15 protein-coding genes are annotated in these 20,112 nt (G+C 74.0%); 2 read left to right on the top strand and 13 right to left on the bottom strand.

Annotated elements, in window-relative coordinates; all coding sequences use genetic code 11:
* The first annotated feature begins 101 nt into the window (after window positions 1-101).
* Complete coding sequence (locus ACGFYV_RS12400) at window positions 102-1,019, top strand: SCO1860 family LAETG-anchored protein (RefSeq protein WP_393878310.1); 918 nt, start codon at window positions 102-104, stop codon at window positions 1,017-1,019.
* A gap of 89 nt (window positions 1,020-1,108) precedes the next feature.
* Here the strand turns inward: ACGFYV_RS12400 and cobC are convergent, their stop codons facing one another.
* Genes cobC through cobM form a run of 6 tightly spaced genes read right to left on the bottom strand, consistent with a single transcriptional unit; the run spans window position 1,109 to window position 7,588 of the window.
* Window positions 1,109-2,209 (bottom strand): Rv2231c family pyridoxal phosphate-dependent protein CobC, encoded by a 1,101-nt coding sequence (cobC, locus tag ACGFYV_RS12395; protein ID WP_393878309.1) that lies wholly within the window; start codon window positions 2,207-2,209, stop codon window positions 1,109-1,111.
* Entirely contained in the window at window positions 2,199-3,140 is a 942-nt protein-coding gene (locus ACGFYV_RS12390; RefSeq protein ID WP_393878308.1) for a sirohydrochlorin chelatase, read from the bottom strand. The genes cobC and ACGFYV_RS12390 overlap by 11 nt, the downstream gene beginning before the upstream one ends.
* A complete protein-coding gene (locus ACGFYV_RS12385; protein WP_393878307.1) occupies window positions 3,137-3,724 on the bottom strand; it encodes a precorrin-8X methylmutase in 588 nt (195 codons plus the stop codon). The genes ACGFYV_RS12390 and ACGFYV_RS12385 overlap by 4 nt, the downstream gene beginning before the upstream one ends.
* Entirely contained in the window at window positions 3,721-5,499 is a 1,779-nt protein-coding gene (gene cobJ / locus ACGFYV_RS12380) for a precorrin-3B C(17)-methyltransferase (protein WP_393878306.1), read from the bottom strand. The genes ACGFYV_RS12385 and cobJ overlap by 4 nt, the downstream gene beginning before the upstream one ends.
* Entirely contained in the window at window positions 5,496-6,773 is a 1,278-nt protein-coding gene (gene cbiE / locus ACGFYV_RS12375; protein WP_393878305.1) for a precorrin-6y C5,15-methyltransferase (decarboxylating) subunit CbiE, read from the bottom strand. The genes cobJ and cbiE overlap by 4 nt, the downstream gene beginning before the upstream one ends.
* Window positions 6,770-7,588, bottom strand: a complete 819-nt coding sequence (gene cobM / locus ACGFYV_RS12370; RefSeq protein WP_393878304.1) for a precorrin-4 C(11)-methyltransferase — start codon at window positions 7,586-7,588, stop codon at window positions 6,770-6,772. The genes cbiE and cobM overlap by 4 nt, the downstream gene beginning before the upstream one ends.
* A gap of 188 nt (window positions 7,589-7,776) precedes the next feature.
* Here cobM and ACGFYV_RS12365 point away from each other — a divergent pair, with 188 nt between their 5' ends.
* Window positions 7,777-8,508, top strand: coding sequence for a ZIP family metal transporter (locus ACGFYV_RS12365; RefSeq protein ID WP_393878303.1), 732 nt, complete (start codon window positions 7,777-7,779; stop codon window positions 8,506-8,508).
* Window positions 8,509-9,134: 626 nt separating this feature from the next.
* Here ACGFYV_RS12365 and cobI read toward each other — a convergent pair.
* Genes cobI through ACGFYV_RS12330 form a run of 7 tightly spaced genes read right to left on the bottom strand, consistent with a single transcriptional unit; the run spans window position 9,135 to window position 20,030 of the window.
* Window positions 9,135-9,866, bottom strand: a complete 732-nt coding sequence (cobI, locus tag ACGFYV_RS12360; RefSeq protein WP_393878302.1) for a precorrin-2 C(20)-methyltransferase — start codon at window positions 9,864-9,866, stop codon at window positions 9,135-9,137.
* Window positions 9,863-11,248 (bottom strand): cobyrinate a,c-diamide synthase, encoded by a 1,386-nt coding sequence (locus ACGFYV_RS12355; protein ID WP_393878301.1) that lies wholly within the window; start codon window positions 11,246-11,248, stop codon window positions 9,863-9,865. The genes cobI and ACGFYV_RS12355 overlap by 4 nt, the downstream gene beginning before the upstream one ends.
* Before the next feature lie 8 nt (window positions 11,249-11,256).
* Window positions 11,257-11,856 (bottom strand): cob(I)yrinic acid a,c-diamide adenosyltransferase, encoded by a 600-nt coding sequence (cobO, locus tag ACGFYV_RS12350; RefSeq protein ID WP_393878300.1) that lies wholly within the window; start codon window positions 11,854-11,856, stop codon window positions 11,257-11,259.
* Window positions 11,856-13,928, bottom strand: coding sequence for a putative cobaltochelatase (locus tag ACGFYV_RS12345; protein ID WP_393878299.1), 2,073 nt, complete (start codon window positions 13,926-13,928; stop codon window positions 11,856-11,858). Before ACGFYV_RS12345 ends, cobO begins: the two co-directional genes overlap by 1 nt.
* A complete protein-coding gene (cobN, locus tag ACGFYV_RS12340; RefSeq protein ID WP_393878298.1) occupies window positions 13,925-17,575 on the bottom strand; it encodes a cobaltochelatase subunit CobN in 3,651 nt (1,216 codons plus the stop codon). The genes ACGFYV_RS12345 and cobN overlap by 4 nt, the downstream gene beginning before the upstream one ends.
* On the bottom strand, window positions 17,572-19,080 hold the full coding sequence (locus ACGFYV_RS12335; RefSeq protein WP_393878297.1) for a cobyric acid synthase: 1,509 nt from the start codon (window positions 19,078-19,080) through the stop codon (window positions 17,572-17,574). Before ACGFYV_RS12335 ends, cobN begins: the two co-directional genes overlap by 4 nt.
* Complete coding sequence (locus tag ACGFYV_RS12330; RefSeq protein WP_393878296.1) at window positions 19,077-20,030, bottom strand: cobalamin biosynthesis protein; 954 nt, start codon at window positions 20,028-20,030, stop codon at window positions 19,077-19,079. The genes ACGFYV_RS12335 and ACGFYV_RS12330 overlap by 4 nt, the downstream gene beginning before the upstream one ends.
* Between the last annotated feature and the right edge of the window lie 82 nt (window positions 20,031-20,112).

Here is a 20,112-nt window from a genome sequence, read left to right as displayed (position 1 = left end):
ATCCACGAATGAGTGAAGTAACTCAGGATTGCCGCCCGTTCACCCTCAGTGCGTAACAGTTGTCGGGTCCCAAGCATGTTCCTTCTGGGGGTCCCACCACCTTGAACAGCAACAACTTCCGCATGCCCGCACGCCGTCTCGCCGCCCTGGCGACGGTCACCGCCCTCACCGCAGGTCCCGCGGTCCTGGGCGCGGGCGCCGCGCACGCGACCGAAGACCACGGTCGCGCCTCCGCCGTCGTGCTGCGCACCGGGCTCGACGTGTCCCTGCTCAACAAGACCGTGAACGTCCCGCTCGCGCTCTCCCTCAACGAGGTCCAGGCACCGCGCAGCGCCGACAGGACCGCGCTGTCGGCCCGGCTCGACGGCGTGAACGGAGGCAGTCCGTTCACGGTCCTCGGCGCGGACGTCGCCTCGGCCAGGGCCACCGTGACGCCGAAGCGCGCCGAGGGTTCCGTCCGCATCGTCCACGCCCGCGTCCACGTGCCGGGCCTGCCCCTGCTCTCCGTGATCGAGGCCGACACGGTGACCGCCAAGGCGACCTGCGACGTGGGCAAGCAGCCCGTCGCCTCGGCGAACGTCCTCGGCGCCGTCACCGTCCTCGGCAAGCGGGTCACGCTCACCGCCGGCGGCCCCACCGAGGTGAAGGTGCCCGGTGTCGGAGAGGTCCGCCTCGACCTCTCCCAGCACCGGACCACCACGCGCACGGCCGCCGCGACGGCCCTCGAACTCAAGGTCTCCGTCAACCCGTTGAAACTCAACGTCGCGGACGTCGAAGGAACGGTCACTCTGGCCAAGGCCACGTGCGAGTCGCCGACGCACCCGCCGAAGAACCACTCCGTCCAGAGCCACCCCGTCCAGAGTCACGCCCCGGTCGCCGCCGTGAAACCCCAGGGCGCCCGAGCCGACCTCGCGGAAACGGGCGGCAGTTCGACGACCCCGTACATCGCCGGCGGCGCGCTGGCGCTGCTGCTGGTGGGCGCAGGCGCGGTCACGGTGGCACGCCGCAGGAAGGGCTGACGCCACGCATGAACCCGAGGCGCCGCTCCAGCCGGGCAACTGGGCCGGGGCGGCGCCTTGTTACGGCACTGGGCTGGAGCGGCGCCCTGTTACGGCAGCACAGCTGACAGCGCGGCCAGAAAACCGCTCACCGTGGCCCGGTCCCGCACGGCGAGCCGCACCCACTCCTCGCCCAGCCCGGGAAACGTGTCCCCACGCCGCACCGCGTAGCCCAGCTCGCGCAGTTGCCGTCGTACCGGAGCGGCCCCAGCCATCCTGACCAGGACGAACGGCCCCTCCGGTGGCGCCACCACCCGCACCCCGCGGGACGCGAACGCGGCCAGCCCCTCCACCAGATGCCCCCGGTCCGCCGCGATCCGGTGCGCCACGTGCGCCGCCTCCGCGAGAGCGCGCGGCGCCACACACGCCTGTGCTGCCGCCAGCGCCGGCGTCGACACCGGCCACAACGGCTGCGCCCGCTCCAGCGCGGCGACGATCTCCGCGGGAGCCAGCACGTACCCGATCCGCAGCCCGGCCAGCCCCCATGTCTTGGTCAGACTGCGCAGCACGACCAGACCCGGCACATCGGTCCGCCCGGCCAGCGCCTCCCGCTCACCCGGCACCGCGTCCATGAACGCCTCGTCGACCACCAACGTCCGCCCGGGACGGGCGAGTCGGACGATCGTGTCGGCGGGATGCAGCACCGACGTCGGATTGGTCGGGTTCCCGATCACCACCAGGTCGGCGTCCTCCGGGACGGCCGCCGGGTCCAGCCGGAAGCCGTCGGCCTCCCGCAGCAGCACCCGGTCCACGCTGTGCCCCGCATTCCGCAGCGCCGCCTCCGGCTCGGTGAACTGCGGATGCACGACCACCGGCCGGCGCACCTTCAGCGCCCGCGCCAGCAGCACGAACGCCTCCGCCGCGCCCGCCGTCAGCAGCACCCGGTCCACCGGCAGCCCGTGCCGCGCCGCCACCGCCGCCCGCGCGGCCCGCCCGTCCGGGTAGGCCGCGAGCGAGGACAGGGACGCGGTGATCACGTCCCGCAGCCAGGCCGGAGGCGTGTCCGTCCGTACGTTGACGGCGAGGTCGACCAGCGCGGCCCCGTCGTCGCGCACTTCGGCGTCGCCGTGATGCCGCAGATCGTCCGCGGCGTGCGCGCTCTGCCCGGTGTGCGCGGCCTGCTCGGAGTGTCCGGAGTTCTCAGTGCGCATGGCTGTGGGAGTGCCCTCCGTGCTGGTGGTGCCCGTGTCCGTGTCCGTGTCCGTGCCCGTGGCCGTCGTGTCCGTCGTCGTCGGGGTGGAAGTGCGGCTGCTGCGGCAGTCCCACCTTGTCCTCGAACCCCGGCAGCGCGATCCGGTACACGCACGAGTCGCAGTTCATGCGCAGATCGCCCTTGACGGCCTCCTCGTACCGCTCCATCACCAGGTCCAGCAACTCCGGCTCGGGCCCGATGACGTCCGCCGAGCGCACCTCGGCCTCGGGGTGCGCCGCCGCCCACCGCCCGGTCTGCTCACGCACCCGGTCCGGCAGGATCCCGGTGAACAGGAAGTAGGGCAGGACGACGATCCGCCGGGCGCCCAGCCTCACGCACCGGTCGAGGCCGCTCGGCACGTCCGGCGCCGCCAGCGACACGAACGCCGTCTCCACACCGGCGTACCCGCGCCCCTCCCACAGCAGCCGCGCCGCCTTGTGCACCTCGGCGTTGGCGTCCGGGTCGGTGGACCCGCGCCCCACCAGCAGCACGGTGACATCGGCCCGGTCCCCGTCGCCGAGAACGTCGTCCAGCCGCCGTTCCAGCACCGACAGCAGCGACGGATGCGGGCCCAGCGGACGCCCGTACGTGTACGAGATCCCCGGGTGCCGTTCCTTCTCGCGGGCCAGCGCCGCCGGTATGTCCCCCTTGGCGTGCCCGGCGGACACCAGCATCAGCGGCACGGCCGCGAACCGCCGTACCCCGCGCTCCACCAACTCGGCGACGGCGTCGCCGAGCGGCGGCGGGGACAGCTCGATGAAGCCGCCGGCGACGGGCAGTTCGGGGTGCCGGCGGCCCAGCTCCCGTACGAAGTCGCGGAACGCTTCGGCTCCGGCCTCGTCCCGGGTGCCGTGGCCGGCGACGAGCAGCGCGGGGGGAGGGGTGGTCACGGTGTCTCCTTCGGGTGGATCGGGTGGTACAGCAGGGCGTTGAGCGCTGCGGCGGCGACCGCCGAGCCGCCCTTCTCGGACACGTTGCTCACGGCGGGCAGCCCGCTCGCGCGCAACGCCTCCTTGGACTCGGCCGCGCCGACGAAGCCGACGGGCAGGCCGATGACGAGTGCGGGGGAGGCGTCCAGGGTCAGCAGCTCCTCCAGGGCGGTCGGCGCACAGCCGATCACCCAGATCGCGCCGGGCCCGACCTGCTCGTGGGCGAGCCGGACCGCGTGCGCCGAACGGGTCAGCCCCGGCCCGGACTTGGCCTCCTTCAGCCGGCAGACGGTCTCCCGGCGGGTGATGCCCGCCGCGACCATCTCCACGTCCACGACGACGGGCGCCCCGGCATGCAGCGCAGCGTGCGCCGTGACCAGGTCCTCCTCGTCCATGACGAGATCGTTCGCGTACTCCAGGTCGGCGGCGGAGTGGATGACCCGCTCGACCACCGCCCGGGTCAGCGGCGGGAAGTGCGAGGTGTCCAGGCGGGCGCGCAGCCGCCGGAAGGACTCCTGCTCGATGGGATGGACGATCCTGTTCACCGGGCCTCCTCCTGCGTACTCGCCCGCGTGCTCCCCCGCGTGCTGCTCACCTGAGGGGGCTCCTGATCGCCCGCCCGCGTGCTCACCTGCGTGCTTTCCTGCCAGCGGTAGCCGCGCGGGGTCACCATGCGTCCGGCGACGTCCCGGGTCGCGGTGTTGCCCACGGTGACGACGGTCATCATGTCGACGCTCGCCGGGTCCAGCGCCACGAGCGTGGTCAGCCGGCTGGACTCGTCCGGCCGCGAGGCGTTGCGGACGACACCGACCGGCGTCGTCGGCTCCCGGTGCTCCGCGAGGATGGCAAGGGCCTTGGGCAGCTGCCAGTCGCGGCCCCGGGAGCGCGGGTTGTAGAAGGTCACGACGATGTCCGCCTCGGCCGCCGCCCGCACCCGCCGCTCGATGACCTCCCACGGCGTGTGCAGGTCGGACAGGCTGATCGACACGTGGTCGTGTCCGAGCGGCGCGCCCAGGATCGCCCCGGCGGCCAGCGCCGCCGTCACCCCCGGCACACCGACCACGTCGATGTCGTCGGACGCCTCCGCGAGCGCGGGCGAGGCCATGGCGTACACGCCCGCGTCGCCGCTGCCGATCAGCGCCACCGCATGCCCCTTCCGCGCCTCGGCGACCGCCGTACGGGCCCGCTCCTCCTCCGCGCCGAGCCCCGACTCCAGCACCCGGGTGCCGGGCCGCAGCAGGTCGCGGATCTGGTCGACGTACTGGTCGAGCCCGACCAGCACGGAGGCCCGGCGCAGCTCGTCGGCCGCGCGGGGCGTGAGCAGGTCCCGGGCGCCCGGCCCGAGTCCGACCACCGCGAGCCGCCCGCGCGCCGGACGCCGTACGACGGCACAGGTCGCCATCGCGGGCCGCCCGTCGGCGCGCTCGGACTTCCTTTTGGGCACGAGGAGTTCACCGCCGGACACCAGCGCCGCCGCCTCCGCCACGGACGGGGTGCCGACGGCCGCGAGCGGCGCCCCGGACGGGTTGGGCACCTCGACGGCGGCCAGCTCCTCGGCCGGGTACGTCACCACGGGCACCCCCAGCCGCCCGGCGGCGGCCACGATGCCCGGCTCCCGCGACTTCGCGTCCACGGTGGCGAGTTCGGCCACCGACCGGACCGAAAGACCGGCCTCCCGGAGCGTCTCCTCGACCAGCCCGAGCACCTCCTCGACGGGCGCGCCGCTGGACGCGCCGACGCCGACCACCAGGGACGGGGGCCGCAGCAGCACCTCCCGCTCACCCGGCTCGACGGCCCGGTCCGTCAGGCGGATCGTGTACGACCCCTGCGGCGAGGTGGGCAGCGGAGGCAGCGGCCACGGCAACTCGGCCTCCAGCGTGACGGGTTCACCGTCCAGCAGAGCCCGTGACACCGAGGCCACCGCACCCTCGAACGGGAACCCGAGGGTGTCGAGGCCCGGCAGCCCGACCGCGTCAGTCGCCGTCGTCACCACCGGCTCCGCACCCAGCAACGCGCCCACCTCACGGGCGAGTTCATTGGCGCCGCCGCCGTGCCCGCCGACCAGCGACACCGCGAACCGGCCGCCCTCGTCCACGCACACCACACCCGGGTCGCTCGCCTTGTCACCGAGCAGCGGCGCGATCAGCCGTACCGTCGCGCCCGTCGCCAGGAAGCACACCAGCTGCCCGCACTCGGCGAACGCGGCCCGTACGGCCTCCCCGACCGGGCCGTCGTACACCCGCGTACGCTCCGGCCAGGCCGCGGCCAGCCGGTCGCGCGCCGCCGCCCCCGCCGCGGTGGCGGAAATGAGGCCGATCACGCAGTCACTCCTTCACTGGATGCCGGAGGCCGCACGCCCCACAGCAGGAAAACGGGATTGGTGGCCGCGAGCCGGGTCACGTCACCCGGCAGCGGTGCCAGCCGGGACGACTGCAGCAGCACGCCGTCGCAGCGCAACCCGGCGTTCGTCAGCGCCTGTCGCGCCGCCGGCACCCGGTCCAGCGCGGCCATGGCGACGACCACGGTCCGCCGGGCCCGCCGCGCGCACGCCTCGACGACGGCGGGCAGTTCACGCCCCCCGCCGCCGACGAACACGGCGTCGGGATCGTCGGCGAGGCCGGACAGGGCGCCCGGAGCCTCGCCGTGCAGCACGCGCACATCGACACCGTGCGCGTCCGCGTTGGCACGGATCCGCCCGACCCCGTCCGGGGTCTTCTCGACGGCGACGACCGCCGCGCCGAGCCGCGCGCACTCCACGGCCACCGAGCCGGAGCCCGCGCCGACGTCCCACACCAGGTCTCCCGGGCGCGGCCCCAGCCGGGCGAGGGCCAGTGCCCGCACCTCGAACTTGGTGATCATCGAGTCGCGGTGCGCGAACTCGCCCTCGTCCAGGGCCCATCCGGACGGCCGCTCGGGCATCCCGGAGACCGTGCGCACGGCACCGAGCGCCCGTGCCTCGTCCAGGCACAGCACCACGCTGACCGCCGTACCCCAGCCCCGGGCGGCGGCCTCGGCGGGCGTCACCCGCTCCACGCGCTCCCGCTCCGGATCGCCGAGCGCGCTCGCCACGACGAGCACCCGGTCGCCGTCGGCGATCAGGGCCGCCCCGAGTTCGGCGGGCCCGGCCCCCGGCCCGGTCAGCACGGCCGTCTTCGGGTGCGCCCGGCACACGTTGACCGCCGTGCGCAGGTCACGCCCGTGCGCGCTGACGACGACCGCGTCGTCCCACGGCAGCCCGATCCGCGCGAACGCGGCGGCCACCGAGGACACCCCCGGCCGCACGTCCAGCCGCCCGGACCCGAACCGCTCGGCCAGCGCCCGCACGATCCCGAAGAACCCGGGATCCCCGGAGGCCAGCACGAGGACCGGCAGCTCCTTGCCGACGTACTCCGCGATCGTCTCCAGGGCGGGGGCCAGCGGCCCGAGCACGATGCGCTCCGCGCCCTCGGGCAGCCGTGCCGCGTCCAGGTGGCGCCGTCCGCCGACCACCAGGGCGGCCCCGGCGAGCACGTCAGGCGGGACCGGCGCTTCAGCCCCGGTGCCGGTGCCGGTGCCGGTGCCCGTGCCCGTGCCCGTGCCGACGACCGTGATCAACTGCTCGCTCCCTGCTCGCGCAGCGCCCGTCGCGCCTCCGGGTCGGCCTTGCGGTAGCCGTGGAAGTGACCGGGGTGGTACAGGTGCGAGCGGGTGCCGTGGGCGTCCAGGGCCGGGCCGACCAGGAAGAGCGTGTGCTTCCAGAGCTTGTGCTCCTTGACCGTCTCCTCCAGCGTGCCGATCGTGCACTTCACGACCAGCTCCTCCGGCCAGGTCGCCTGGTGCGCGATGACGACCGGGGTGTCCGTCGGGTAGCCGCCCTCCAGCAGCTCCCGCACCAGCTGGCCGCTGCGCGCCGCCGACAGGAAGATCGCCATGGTGGTGCCGTGCCGGGCGAACTCGCGCACCTCCTCGCCGGGCGGCATCGGCGTCTTGCCGCCGCCGAGCCGGGTGAGGACCACGGACTGGGCGACCTCCGGGATGGTCAGCTCGCGCCGCGCGAGCGCGGCGACGGCGGAGAAGGAGGAGACACCGGGGACGATCTCCGTCGCGATCCCGATCTCGTCGCACCGGTCGAGCTGCTCCTGCGTGCCGCCCCACAGTGCCGGGTCACCGGAGTGGATCCGCGCCACGCGCAGCCCCTCGGCGTGGGCACGCAGGTAGACGGCGACGACGTCCTCCAGGGACATGGTCGCCGAGTCCAGGATCTCCGCGTCCTCGCGCGCGTGCTCCAGGACCTCCTCCTGGACCAGGCTCGCCGCCCAGATCACCACGTCCGCCTCGGCGATCGCGCGCGCGGCGCGGAACGTCAGCAGGTCGGCGGCGCCGGGGCCGGCACCGACGAACGTCACCTTGCCGGTGGGGGCATCGGCCATGGGAAGGGGTCCTCTCGTATCTCGCACGAAGACGCGCTTCGGAACGCGCATCGGAATCGCGCATCGGAATCACGTATCTGCATCACGCATCGGAATCGCGAATCAAAATGGGATGATTATCAGAGTTTGGGGTGGTTCTGGTGGTGCCGGATGTGCGCGAAGAGCCCTCCATCGGATAGCAAGGCCCTATGGCGGTCTTCGTCGCGCTCGGCGCGTTCCTGATGACGCTGGCCGGGGGATGGACGGCCCAGCGTGTGACCGACCGTCGGCACCTGGTCCTGGGCCTGGCCGGCGGACTGATGCTGGGCGTGGTCGGCCTGGACCTGCTGCCGGAGGCGCTGCACGTGGCCGGCGGCGAGATCTTCGGCGTACCCGCCGCCCTGCTGCTGTTCGTGGCCGGTTTCCTGCTGGCCCACCTGGTGGAGCGCACGCTGGCCGCCCGGCGCGCGGCGCACGGCGGTGCCGAGCACAATCACCGGGCGCCCGAGGTGGGCCTGACGGCGGCCGCCGCGATGGTCGGCCACAGCGCGATGGACGGCGTGGCGATCGGCGCGGCCTTCCAGGTGGGCGGCGGCATGGGCACGTCCGTCGCACTCGCCGTGATCGCGCACGACTTCGCTGACGGCTTCAACACCTTCACCCTCACGAACCTGTACGGCAACGCGCGCCGCCGGGCGATGGGCATGCTCGTCGCCGACGCCTGCGCACCGCTCGTGGGCGCCCTGTCGACCGCCTTCATCCACATCCCCGAGCCGGTGCTCGGCGGCTATCTCGGCCTCTTCGGCGGCGTCCTGCTCTACCTCGCCGCCGCCGAGATCCTCCCCGAGGCCCACCACGAACACCCGGCCCGCTCCACCCTGCTGTGCACGGTCGCCGGCGCGGCCTTCATCTGGCTGGTGGTCGGCATCTCGGGCGGCTGAGCGGACGGGGTTCCCGGTGACCGAGCGGACCGGGTCCCCGGCGACTGAGCGGACGGGGTTCCCGGCGGCTGAGCGGACGGGGTTCCCGGCGGCTGAGCGGACGGGGTTCCCGGTGGCTGAGCAACCCCGATGCCCGGCGCCCGAGCCCATGCGCCTGGCGGCGACTGTGCGGGTCTGGCTCTCGGCGCCCGAACCGGCCTGGCCGCCTCCGGCTGCCGGGTCCCGGCGCCCGCTGATGTCTGAGTCGCAGGGGTCTGCGGCGGCCGGCCCGACGCGGCTCCCCACAACCGACCCTCCGCGAGCACCGCTGACCGAGTCCCCGCGCCCGGCGTCGGCTGCTCCAGCCCGGTCTTCCGCCGCCGCGCCGTCAGGGTCTCCGCCGGTCGAGCCGCCCGACCCCCTGACGTCCAAGTCCCCGTGCCCGCCATCGGCCGACCCGGCCCGGCCTTCTGCCGCCGAGCCTTCCGGGCCTGCGGCGTCCGAGCCCGGCGATCCCTCGGCGCCCGAGTCCCCGCGCCCGCCGCCGACAGCCCCGGCCCGGTCTTCCGCCGCCGAGCCTCCCCGGCTTCCTGGGCCCCCGGTGACCGAGGGCCCCTGCCCGCCGGTGGTGGAAACCGCCGTAGCCGTCACAGCTTGCCGCCCCGGCCGCCCTCGCGTCGCGGGGGTGCGATCAGGGTGGAGAGGTAGGGCAGTGGCTCCCCGTCCAGTTCGGTGGCCGGGCGGACCGACTCCTCCGGCAGGCCGAGGGCCGAGCCCCACACCGCGTCGCCGATCCGGCCGGTCTCCCGCAGTGCCTCGGCGACCTCGGTGGCCTGCCGCCCGAACTTGTAGGCCACGACGGTTCCCGGCCCGGCCAGCGCGTCCTTCAGGACCGCCGAACCCGCCGTCACCGGCACCAGCGTCAGCGGTTCCGTGCCCTCGGTCAGCACGGCACCCGAGCGCGCGGCCAGGTCCTGCATGGCGGTGATCCCGGGCACGGTCTCGACCACGACACCCGGCACCAGCTCCACGATGGTCTGCGCGAGATACGTGAACGTCGAGTACACGTTGGGATCCCCGATGGTGGCGAACGCGACGGACCCATGGCGGCCGAGCAGTTCGGCGACCCGCGCGCCCGCCGCGTCCCAGGCGGCCTCCCGGCGCGCCCGGTCGGTCCGCTCGTTCAGCGCGAACACCACCCGGACGACGTTCTCCGCGGGCACGTAGTGCAGCACGGTCGCCTCGGCCCGGCCCCGCTCCCCGGTGTCCATCACCGGTACGACGACGACGTCGGCCGCGCGCAGTGCGTTGACCCCCTTGACGGTCACCAGCTCCGGGTCACCGGGACCGACCCCGACTCCGACCAGCCTGCTGCTCATGACGTCCGGCACCTCTCCACGAACCGATGGGCCACACCGGGCTGCGACGCCCAGTGCGTGTGCAGATAACTCGCGTGCACGCCCTGCTGTACGAAACCTTCGACCCGCCGCACCGGGGCGGTGAGCCCCCAGGCGGGAGCGGCACCGGCGCCGGGTTCGACGACGGTGCGATGGAACTCGTGCCCCCGCATCCGCGTCCCGGCGACGGCCAGCACGCTGTCCCCGACGGCCACGGCGTCCCGGTAGCCGAGGGTCAGGCGGTCACTCATCCGCGCGCCGGCGTCCAGCACCCCGCACATGGGCCTGCCGTCCAGCTCCCGGCACAGATAGAGCAGCCCCGCGCACTCGGCGGCGACCGGCGCACCGCTCAGCGCCAGCTCGGCGACGGCCTTGCGCAGCGGCTCGTTCGCGGACAGCTCGGCCGCGTACACCTCGGGGAAACCACCGCCGACGACCAACCCCGCGGTGCCGTCCGGGAGTTGTTCGTCCCGCAGCGGGTCGAAGGTGACGACCTCGGCACCGGCGGCGGCGAGCAGCTCGGTGTGCTCGGCATAGGAGAAGGTGAACGCCTCCCCGCCGGCAACGGCCACGACAGGCGCCCGCTTCCCGGCCGGCCGAGGAGGGCCGGGGGTGGGCACGGGTTCGGGGGTCCAGGGAGCGGAGCGCCCCGGTACGGGACCGGCGGCACGGGCAAGTGCTTCCAGCGCGGCCAGGTCGCAGCCACGGGCCACCTGCTCGGCCATCGCGGCCACGGCCTCGACCGCGGCGGCCCGCCTCTCGGCGACCGGCACCAGCCCCAGATGCCGGGACGGCGTGTCCACCTGCTGAACCCGCCGCAGCGCACCCAGCACCGGCACCCCGGAGGAGTCCAGCGCCTCCCGCACGATCTCCTCGTGCCGGTCCGACCCGACCTTGTTCAGGACCACGCCCCCGATCCGCACCTCCGGATCCCAGGACGCGAACCCGTGCACCAGCGCGGCCACCGACCGGGACTGCGACGACGCGTCCACGACCAGCACCACCGGCGCCCCGAGCAGCTTGGCGACATGCGCGGTGGACGCGAACTCGCCCTGGCCCGCGGCCCCGTCGTACAGCCCCATCACGCCCTCGACGACGGCGAGATCGCACCCCCGCGCCCCGTGCAGGAACAGCGGGGCGACCAGCTCCGGACCGCACAGGTACGCGTCCAGGTTGCGTCCCGCCCGCCCGGTCGCGAGCGCGTGGTACCCGGGGTCGATGTAGTCCGGTCCGACCTTGTGCGGGGACACGGCGAGCCCCCGCGCGGCGAACGCGGCCATCAGCCCCGTGGCGACGGTGGTCTTGCCGCTGCCCGACGACGGCGCGGCGACGACCAGCCGAGGCACTGACGGCACTGACGGCATCGACGAACTCACCACTCGATGCCCTTCTGGCCCTTCTGCCCCACGTCCATGGGGTGCTTGACCTTGGACATGTCCGTCACGAGGTCCGCGAAGCCGACCAGCTTCTCGGGCGCGTTCCGCCCGGTGATCACCACATGCTGGGTCCCCGGCCGGTTCCGCAGCACGTCGACCACCTCATCGGTGTCGACCCAGCCCCAGTGCATCGGGTACGCGAACTCGTCCAGCACGTACAGCCGGTACGTCTCGGCCGCGAGGTCCCGCTTGACCTGCTCCCAGCCCTCCCGGGCCTTCTCCTCGTTGTCCATCTGCGCGTCCCGCTGGACCCAGGACCAGCCCTCGCCCATCTTGTGCCAGTCGACGCTCCCGCCCTCGCCGGAGGCGCCGAGCACGCGCAGCGCGTTCTCCTCGCCGACCTTCCACTTCGCCGACTTGACGAACTGGAACACCCCGATCGGCCACCCCTGGTTCCAGGCGCGCAGCGCGAGACCGAACGCGGCGGTCGACTTGCCCTTGCCGATCCCGGTGTGCACGACGACCAGCGGACGGTTGCGTCGCTGGCGCGTCGTCAGACCGTCGTCCGGTACGACACTCGGCTGTCCCTGCGGCATTACGCGGCCCTCCTCGAAGTCCCCTGCGTCCCCTGCGTCCCCTGTGTTCCCCGCGTCTGCGTCCCGTGCGCCCCCTGCACATCCCTGACCAGCCCGGCGATCGAGTCCGCCCGCAGCTCGTCCAGCGTCACCGCCGTACCGCCCAGCTCACCCGCGAGCTGCCCGGCGAGCCCCAGCCGCACCGGACCCGACTCGCAGTCCACGACCACGGAGGCGACCCCGTCGGCCGCGAACAGCCGCGCCGCACGCCCCGCCAGCGCGACCGGCTCCCGCCCACCGGTGGCCCGTCCGTCGGTCACCACGACCACCAGCGCCCGCCGCGCCGGATCCCTCAGCCGCTCGACCCGCAGCACCTCGTGCGCCTTGAGCAGCCCGGCCGCGAGCGGCGTACGGCCGCCCGTCGGCAGCGACTCCAGCCGGACGGCGGCGGCATCCACGGAGGACGTGGGCGGCAGCGCGACATCGGCGCCGGCGCCCCGGAAGGTCACCAGTCCCACCTTGTCCCGCCGCTGGTAGGCGTCCAGCAGCAGCGACAGCACGGCCCCCTTCACCGCGCCCATCCGCTGCCGCGCCGCCATCGACCCGGAGGCGTCGACCACGAACAGCACGAGGTTCCCCTCGCGCCCCTCCCGGGTCGCCTGCCGCAGATCGTCCCGGCGCACCACCAGCCCGGGACCGGACCGGCCGCGCGCCCGCTGGTGCGGAGCCGCGGCCTGCACGGTCGCCGCCAGATGCAGCTTGGTCAGCGTCCCGCAGGGCCGACGCGAGCCGGTGGTCCGCCCGTGCTCGGTCCGCGCCCGCGAGCGCCGCCCGGCCGCACCCTCGCCGATGCCGGGCACGCTCAGCGCCTTGGTGCGGAAGGGCTCGGCGGCCCGTACGGCCGACTGCTCCCGCGCACCGGAGGCCTGCGGCCGCCCGCCCTCACCGGCCTCGGGCTGCGCGGCGTCGCCCCCATCGCCCCCGCCGCCCCCGTCGCCCTCGGGGCCCGAGTCGGGTGCCGGCCGACCGCCGCCGCCACCGGGACCGTCGGGATCCGGATCCTCGTCGCCGTCCACGTCGTCCCCGGAGAACTGCTCCAGCGTCTCGTCCAGCTTGTCCTCGTCGAGGCCCGGCGCGTCGAAGGGATTCCTCCGCCGCCGGTGCGGCAGTGCCAGCAGCGCGGCCTGCCGCACGTCCTCGGCCAGCACGTCCGTGCGCCCCGCCCACGCGGCCAGCGCGGTCGCGGTGCGCGCCATCACGATGTCGGCGCGCATGCCGTCCACCTCGAAGGCCGCGCAGGTCGCCGCGATCTGCCGCAGCGCCCCGTCGCCGAGGCGCACCTGCGCCAGCAACTCCCGCGCCGCCACGATCCGTTGCCGTACGGCGGCCTCCTCGCCGGCCCACCGCGCGGCGAAGCCGGCCGGATCGTCGTCGTACGCCAGCCTGCGCCGTACGACCTCGACCCGCTGGTCCGGCTCCCGCGAGGCCGCGACCTCCACGGTCAGCCCGAACCGGTCGAGCAGCTGCGGCCGCAGCTCGCCCTCCTCGGGGTTCATCGTGCCGACCAGCAGGAAACGCGCCGCGTGCCGTACGGACACACCCTCGCGCTCCACGTACGAGGCACCCATCGCCGCCGCGTCCAGCAGCAGGTCGACCAGGTGGTCGTGGAGCAGGTTCACTTCATCGACGTAGAGGATCCCGCGGTGCGCGTCGGCCAGCAGGCCCGGCTCGAACGCCTTCACGCCCTCCGCGAGCGCCCGCTCGATGTCGAGGGCGCCGACCAGCCGGTCCTCCGAGGCGCCGACGGGCAACTCGACCATCCGCGCCGCCCGTTCGACGCCGGGCCCCGGCTCGTGCGGTCCGTCCGGGCACGACGGGTCGGGGGAGGCCGGATCACAGGAGAAACGGCATCCGGGGACCACGGGCACCCGCGGCAGCAGCGCCGAAAGGGCGCGCACAGCCGTTGACTTGGCCGTTCCCTTCTCGCCGCGCACCAGCACACCGCCGACCGCCGGCGAGACGGCGTTCAGCAGCAGCGCGAGCCGCAGGTCGTCCTGCCCGACGACGGCCGTAAAGGGGAATGGGGTGGTCACTGGTCGCCCTCCAAGTCGCCTTCCAACTCCAGGTAGGTGGCGCGCAGCCGTTCCAGCGTCTCCGCGTCCGGCTCGGCCCACAGCCCCCGGTCGGCCGCCTCCAGCAGCCGTTCGGTGATCCCGCGCAGCGCCCACGGGTTGGACTTCTTCATGAAGTCCCGGTTCTCCGGGGCGAAGACGTATTCGCCGGCCAGCTTCTCGTACATCCAGTCGTCGACCACGCCCGCCGTGGCGTCGTAGCCGAACAGGTAGTCCACGGTCGCCGCCATCTCGAAGGCGCCCTTGTAGCCGTGCCGGCGCATGGCCGCCATCCAGCGCGGGTTGACCACGCGGGCCCGGAAGACGCGGTGCGTCTCCTCGCCCAGCGTGCGCGTCCTCACCTGGTCCGGCACGGCCGAATCACCCACGTACGCCTCGGGGTTGGCGCCGGTCAGATGCCGGACCATGGCGACCATGCCGCCGTGGTACTGGAAGTAGTCGTCCGCGTCGACCAGGTCGTGCTCGCGCGTGTCGACGTTCTTCGCCGCGACCGTGATCCGCTTGAACGCGGTCTCCATGTCCCCGCGCGCCGCCCGCCCGTCGAGCCCGCGCCCGTACGCGTAGCCGCCCCACACCGCGTACACCTCGGCGAGGTCGGCGTCGGAACGCCAGTTGCGGGCGTCGATCAGCGGCAGCAGCCCGGCGCCGTACGCACCCGGCTTCGAGCCGAAGATCCGGGCCGTGGCGCGCCGCCGGTCACCGTGTCCGGCGGTGTCCTCGTCGGCGTGCGCCTTCACGAAGTTGCGGTCGGCCGGCTCGTCCAGCTCGGCCACCGTGCGCACGGCGTCGTCGATCAGCCCGACCACGTGCGGGAACGCGTCCCGGAAGAACCCGGAGATCCGGACCGTGACGTCGATGCGTGGACGGCCCAGCTCCGCCAGGGGAACCACCTCGAACCCGGTCACGCGGCGCGAGGCGTCGTCCCACACCGGGCGGCAGCCCAGCAGCGCGAGGATCTCGGCGATGTCGTCGCCCTGGGTGCGCATCGCGGACGTGCCCCAGACGGTGAGGCCGACGGACTTCGGGTACGCGCCCGTGTCCTGGAGGTAGCGCTGCACCAGCGAGTCCGCGAGCGACTGGCCCACCTCCCAGCTCAGCCGGGAGGGAATGGCCTTGGGGTCGACGGAGTAGAAGTTGCGGCCGGTCGGCAGCACGTTGACCAGACCGCGGGTCGGCGAGCCCGAGGGGCCCGCCGGGACGTAACCGCCGTCCAGCGCGCGCAGGATGTGCCCGATCTCGTCCGTCGTACGGGCGAGCCGCGGGACCACCTCGGCGCAGGCGAACTCCAGCACGGCGACCGCGTCCGGGAGTTCGGTGCCCAGGACCTCGCGGACCAGCGGCGCGCTGTCGGCGACCGCCCAGCCGCGGTCCTCCATGCCCTGCGCGAACCGCCGGCACAGCTGCTCCAGCAGGTCGATCGCGTCGGCGCCCGTGCGCGCCGGACCCTCCACCAGGTCCGTCAGCTCCACCGGCACCTTCACCGGCGCTCCCGGCTCGGCCAGCAACTCCTTCTCGACCAGCCCGAAATGAGCGGCGAGCGCGGCCCGCAGCCCCGGCAGCGCGTTCGCCTGCCCGCCCCACACCTGGGACGCGCGCAACACGGCCAGCACCAGGTTCACGCGCGGCTCGCCGACCGGACCACCGCCCAGGACGTGCAGGCCGTCGCGGATCTGCACGTCCTTGATCTCGCACAGATAACCGTCGATGTGCATGACGAACTCGTCGAAGTCGGAGTCGTCCGGCTGCTCGTCCACATGCAGGTCGTGGTGGAGTTCGGCCGCCTTGACCAGCGTCCAGATCTGCGCGCGCACGGCCGGGGCCTTCACCGGGTCCAGGTCCGAGACGAGCGCGTACTCGTCCAGCAGCTGTTCCAGCTTGGCCAGGTCGCCGTACGTGTCGGCGCGTGCCATCGGCGGCACCAGGTGGTCGACGACGGTGGCGTGCCCGCGCCGCTTGGCCTGGGTGCCCTCGCCCGGGTCGTTGACGATGAACGGGTAGATCAGCGGCAGATCGCCGAGGACGGCGTCCGGGGCACAACCGGCGCTCAGCCCCAGCCCCTTGCCCGGCAGCCACTCCATCGTGCCGTGCTTGCCCATGTGCACCACCGCGTCCGCGCCGAAGCTGTTGTCCAGCCAGCGGTAGGCCGCCATGTAGTGGTGCGAGGGAGGCATGTCGGGGTCGTGGTAGATCGCGATCGGGTTCTCGCCGAAGCCGCGCGGCGGCTGGATCATCACGACGACGTTCCCGAACCGGAGCGAGGCCAGCACGATGTCCTCGCCGTCCACGTACAGGCCGCCCGGCGGCTCGCCCCACGCCTCGACCATGGCGTCCCGCAGCTCCGCGTCGAGGGTCTCGAACCACGCCCGGTAGTCGGCCAGCGGCACCCGCGCGGGCGCGGCGGCCAACTGGTCCTCGGTGAGCCACTCGACGTCATGGCCGCCGGCCTCGATCAGCCGGTGGATCAACTCGTCGCCACCGGACGGGTATTCGGTGAGGGAGTACCCCGCGTCCCGGAGCGCGTCCAGGACCCGGACCGCCGAGGCGGGCGTGTCCAGGCCGACCGCGTTGCCGACCCGGGAGTGCTTGGTCGGGTAGGCGGTGAAGACCAGCGCGACCTTCTTCTGCGCGTTCGGCTTGTGCCGGAGCAGCGCGTGCCGTACGGCGATCCCGGCCACCCGCCCGGCCCGCTCCGGGTCGGCCACGTACACCGGGACCTCGTCGGGGCCCTGCTCCTTGAAGGAGAACGGCACGGTGATCAGCCGGCCGTCGAACTCAGGGATCGCGACCTGCATCGCCGCGTCCATCGGGGAGAGCGCGGCGTCCGACTCGTCCCAGGCCCGCTTCGACGAGGTGAGGCACAGGCCCTGCAGCACCGGGATGTCCAGGTCCGCGAGCGCCCCGATGTCCCAGGCCTCCTCGTCACCGCCCGCCGACGCCTGCGAGGCGTGCGTACCGCCGGCCGCGAGCACGGTGGCGACCAGCGCGTCGGCCCGGCCCAGCAGCTCGTACAGCCCGGCGTCCGCGCCGCGCAGCGAACCGCAGTACACGGGAAGGGCGTTGGCGCCCTTCGCCTCGATCGCCTCGCACAGGGTGTCCACGAACGCGGTGTTGCCGCTCAGTTCGTGCGCCCGGTAGAAGAGCACGCCCACCGTCGGCCGGCCGGCCACGGCGGCACGCTCGCCGCGGACGCCGTACTCCGGCATCTTCCGCGGCTCCTCGAAGCCCTCGCCGGTCAGCAGCACGGTGTCCGACAGGAACCGGGACAGCTCCAGCAGGTTCGCGGGCCCGCCCTCGACCAGGTACCGCAGCGCCTCCGCGACGACACCCGCCGGCACCGACGACTCGGCCATCAACTCCGCGTCCGGTACGGCCTCGCCGCCCAGCAGCACCGCCGGGATCCCGGCCGCCTTCAGCGCGGCGAGACCGTCCTCCCAGGCGCGCTTTCCGCCCAGCAGCCGTACGACCGCGATGTCGGCGCCCTCGATCAGACCCGGCAGCTCGCCGGTGACGTCGACGCGGGTCGGATTGCCGATGCGGTAGCCGGCGCCGGACGACCGGGCCGCCAGGAGATCGGTGTCGGCGGTCGACAACAACAACACTGTGCTCATGCGGGCGCTCCCGGTGGAATGAAAGGCAGTCCTTGCGGCGCGCCCGACTCGATGAGCCGCCAGAGCGCGTCCGTGTCCGCGTGCTGTTCGATCAGGTCGCCGAGCCGGTCGAGCTGCTCCTCGCGCAGCGCGGCGAACGAGGTGTCCGGGGCCGGCACGAAGCGGCGCCCCGCGGCGGCGGCCACCTCGCGCAGGAACGCCCGCCGGAAGCCGTCCGACTCCAGCGAACCGTGCCAGTGCGTGCCCCAGGTGTGACCGACCCGGCAACCGTCCAGGAAGGCTTCCCCGCCGAGGACTTCGGCCACCCCGTGATGGATCTCGTACCCCTCGACCCGCTCGCCGAGGGCCTCCCCGGCCGGCCGGGTCAGGGTCTTCTCGCGGGCGAACCGCACCCGCACGGGCAGCACCCCGAGCCCGGGGACGGTGCCGGCGCGCGACTCGACGTCGTCCTCGATCTCCTCGCCGAGCACTTGGAAGCCACCGCAGATGCCCAGGACCGGGCGGCCGTCGGCGGCCCTGCGGACCAGCGCGTCGGCGAGGCCCCGCTCGCGCAGCCACTGAAGCGCCCGCACGGTCCCGCGCGTGCCCGGGACCACCGCCAGGTCCGCGTCCGCCAGCTCCTCCGGCCGGTCCACGAACCGCACGACGACGCCCGGTTCGGCGGCCAGCGCGTCCACGTCGGTGAAGTTCGACATCAGCGGGATCGCGCAGACGGCGACCCGCAGCACGTCCTCGCCGTGCGGCGGCGCGACCGTGGACTCGCGGACGGTGCCCCGCAACGACACACGAAGGCCGTCCTCCTCGTCGATGCCGAGCCCGTGCCGGAACGGCAGCACGCCGTACGTCCGCCTGCCGGTGAGACCTCGCAGCATCTCCACCCCGGGTTCCAGCAGCGAGACGTCGCCCCGGAACTTGTTGACCAGGAAGCCCGCGACCAGCTCCTGGTCCTCGGGCGAGAGCAGGGCGACGGTGCCGAAGAAGGAGGCGAAGACGCCGCCGCGGTCGATGTCGCCGACGACGAGGACGGGCAGCCGCGCACCCCGCGCGATCCCCATGTTGACGATGTCGGTGCGCCGCAGATTGATCTCGGCGGGAGAACCGGCCCCCTCACAGATCACCGCGTCATACGTGCCCCGCAACTCGGCCAGGCACTCCAGCACCGTGCCCAGCAGCTTCTGCTGGCGCCCGCCGTGGTAGCCGCGCGCGCTCATCTCGCCCACCGGCCTGCCCAGCAGCACCACTTGGCTGCTCTGCTCACCGCCGGGCTTGAGCAGCACGGGGTTCATCAGCGCGGTCGGCTCGATCCGGCAGGCCTGGGCCTGCATGGCCTGCGCTCGGCCGATCTCCGCGCCCTCGCGGGTCACGAAGGAGTTGAGAGACATGTTCTGCGCCTTGAAGGGCGCCACCTTGACGCCCTGGCGCACCAGCCACCGGCAGATCCCGGCCGTCACGACGCTCTTGCCGGCGTCGGAGGTGGTGCCGGCGACGAGGAGACCACCGTTCACTTGCCCCGTCCCTTCAGGTTCTTCAGCAGGACGCGCGCGGCGACCGTGGTGCCGAGCGCGAGCAGGCCGACGCGGCGGGACAGCCGTACCGCCCGGTCGATGTCGGTGACCTGGACGGGCCGCCCGGCGGCCCCGTTGAGCACGGGCCGGTGCTCGACGCGCCCGCCGTAGGACAGCGTCCCGCCGAGGCGTACCCCGAGGGCACCCGCGAACGACGCCTCGACAGGACCGGCGTTGGGGCTCGGATGCCTGTCCGCGTCCGCCCGCCACGCCCGCACGGCGCCGCGCGGATCGGGTCCGGCGAGCGTGGCCAGTACGGCGGTCAGCCGTGCCCCCGGCCAGCCGGCGACGTCGTCCAGGCGGGCGGAGGCCCAGCCGTAGCGCCGCAGACGGGGGGACTTGTGGCCGACCATCGCGTCCAGGGTGTTGACCGCCCGGAACCCGAGCAGCCCCGGAACCCCGCCGACCGCGCCCCACACCAGCGCGCCCACGACGGCGTCGGAGGTGTTCTCCGCGACCGACTCGACCACCGCGCGGGCGATCCCGTCGGCGTCGAGCGCCTGGGGGTCCCGGCCGCACAGGTGCGGCAGCCGCGCACGGGCGGTCGCCACGTCCCCGGCCCGCAGGGCATGCCCGACGGCTCGGGCCTCCCGGGCCAGTGAAGTGCCCCCGACGACGGCCCAGGTAGCAGCCGCGGTCAGCGCGACGGTCGCGGCGGGGGAGCGGCGCACGGCGCGCTCGGCCACCACACCCAGCGCGACGGCGCCTCCGGCGCACACGGCGGTGTGCAGCGCACCCCAGCCGCGGTGGTCGTGCCACAACGCGCCTTCCATGGCGCCGGCCGCACGCCCGAACACGGCGACGGGATGCCCGCGGCGTGGATCACCGAGGAGCAGGTCGCCCAGGAGGCCGGCGGCGGCGCCGTACGCGTACGAGCGATCGGCACCCATCGGCTCAGCCGGCCGTGGGCGAAGACGCGGTCCTGGTACGGGTTCTCGATCGGCAGCCGAGCATGGCGGTATGTCCTCACTC

The sequence above is a fragment of the Streptomyces sp. NPDC048297 genome, from assembly GCF_043201585.1.
In the GTDB taxonomy this organism is placed as follows: Bacteria; Actinomycetota; Actinomycetes; order Streptomycetales; family Streptomycetaceae; genus Streptomyces.
Note: the sequence above shows the minus strand (reverse complement) of the source record. Positions and strands in the feature narration are given on the sequence as shown.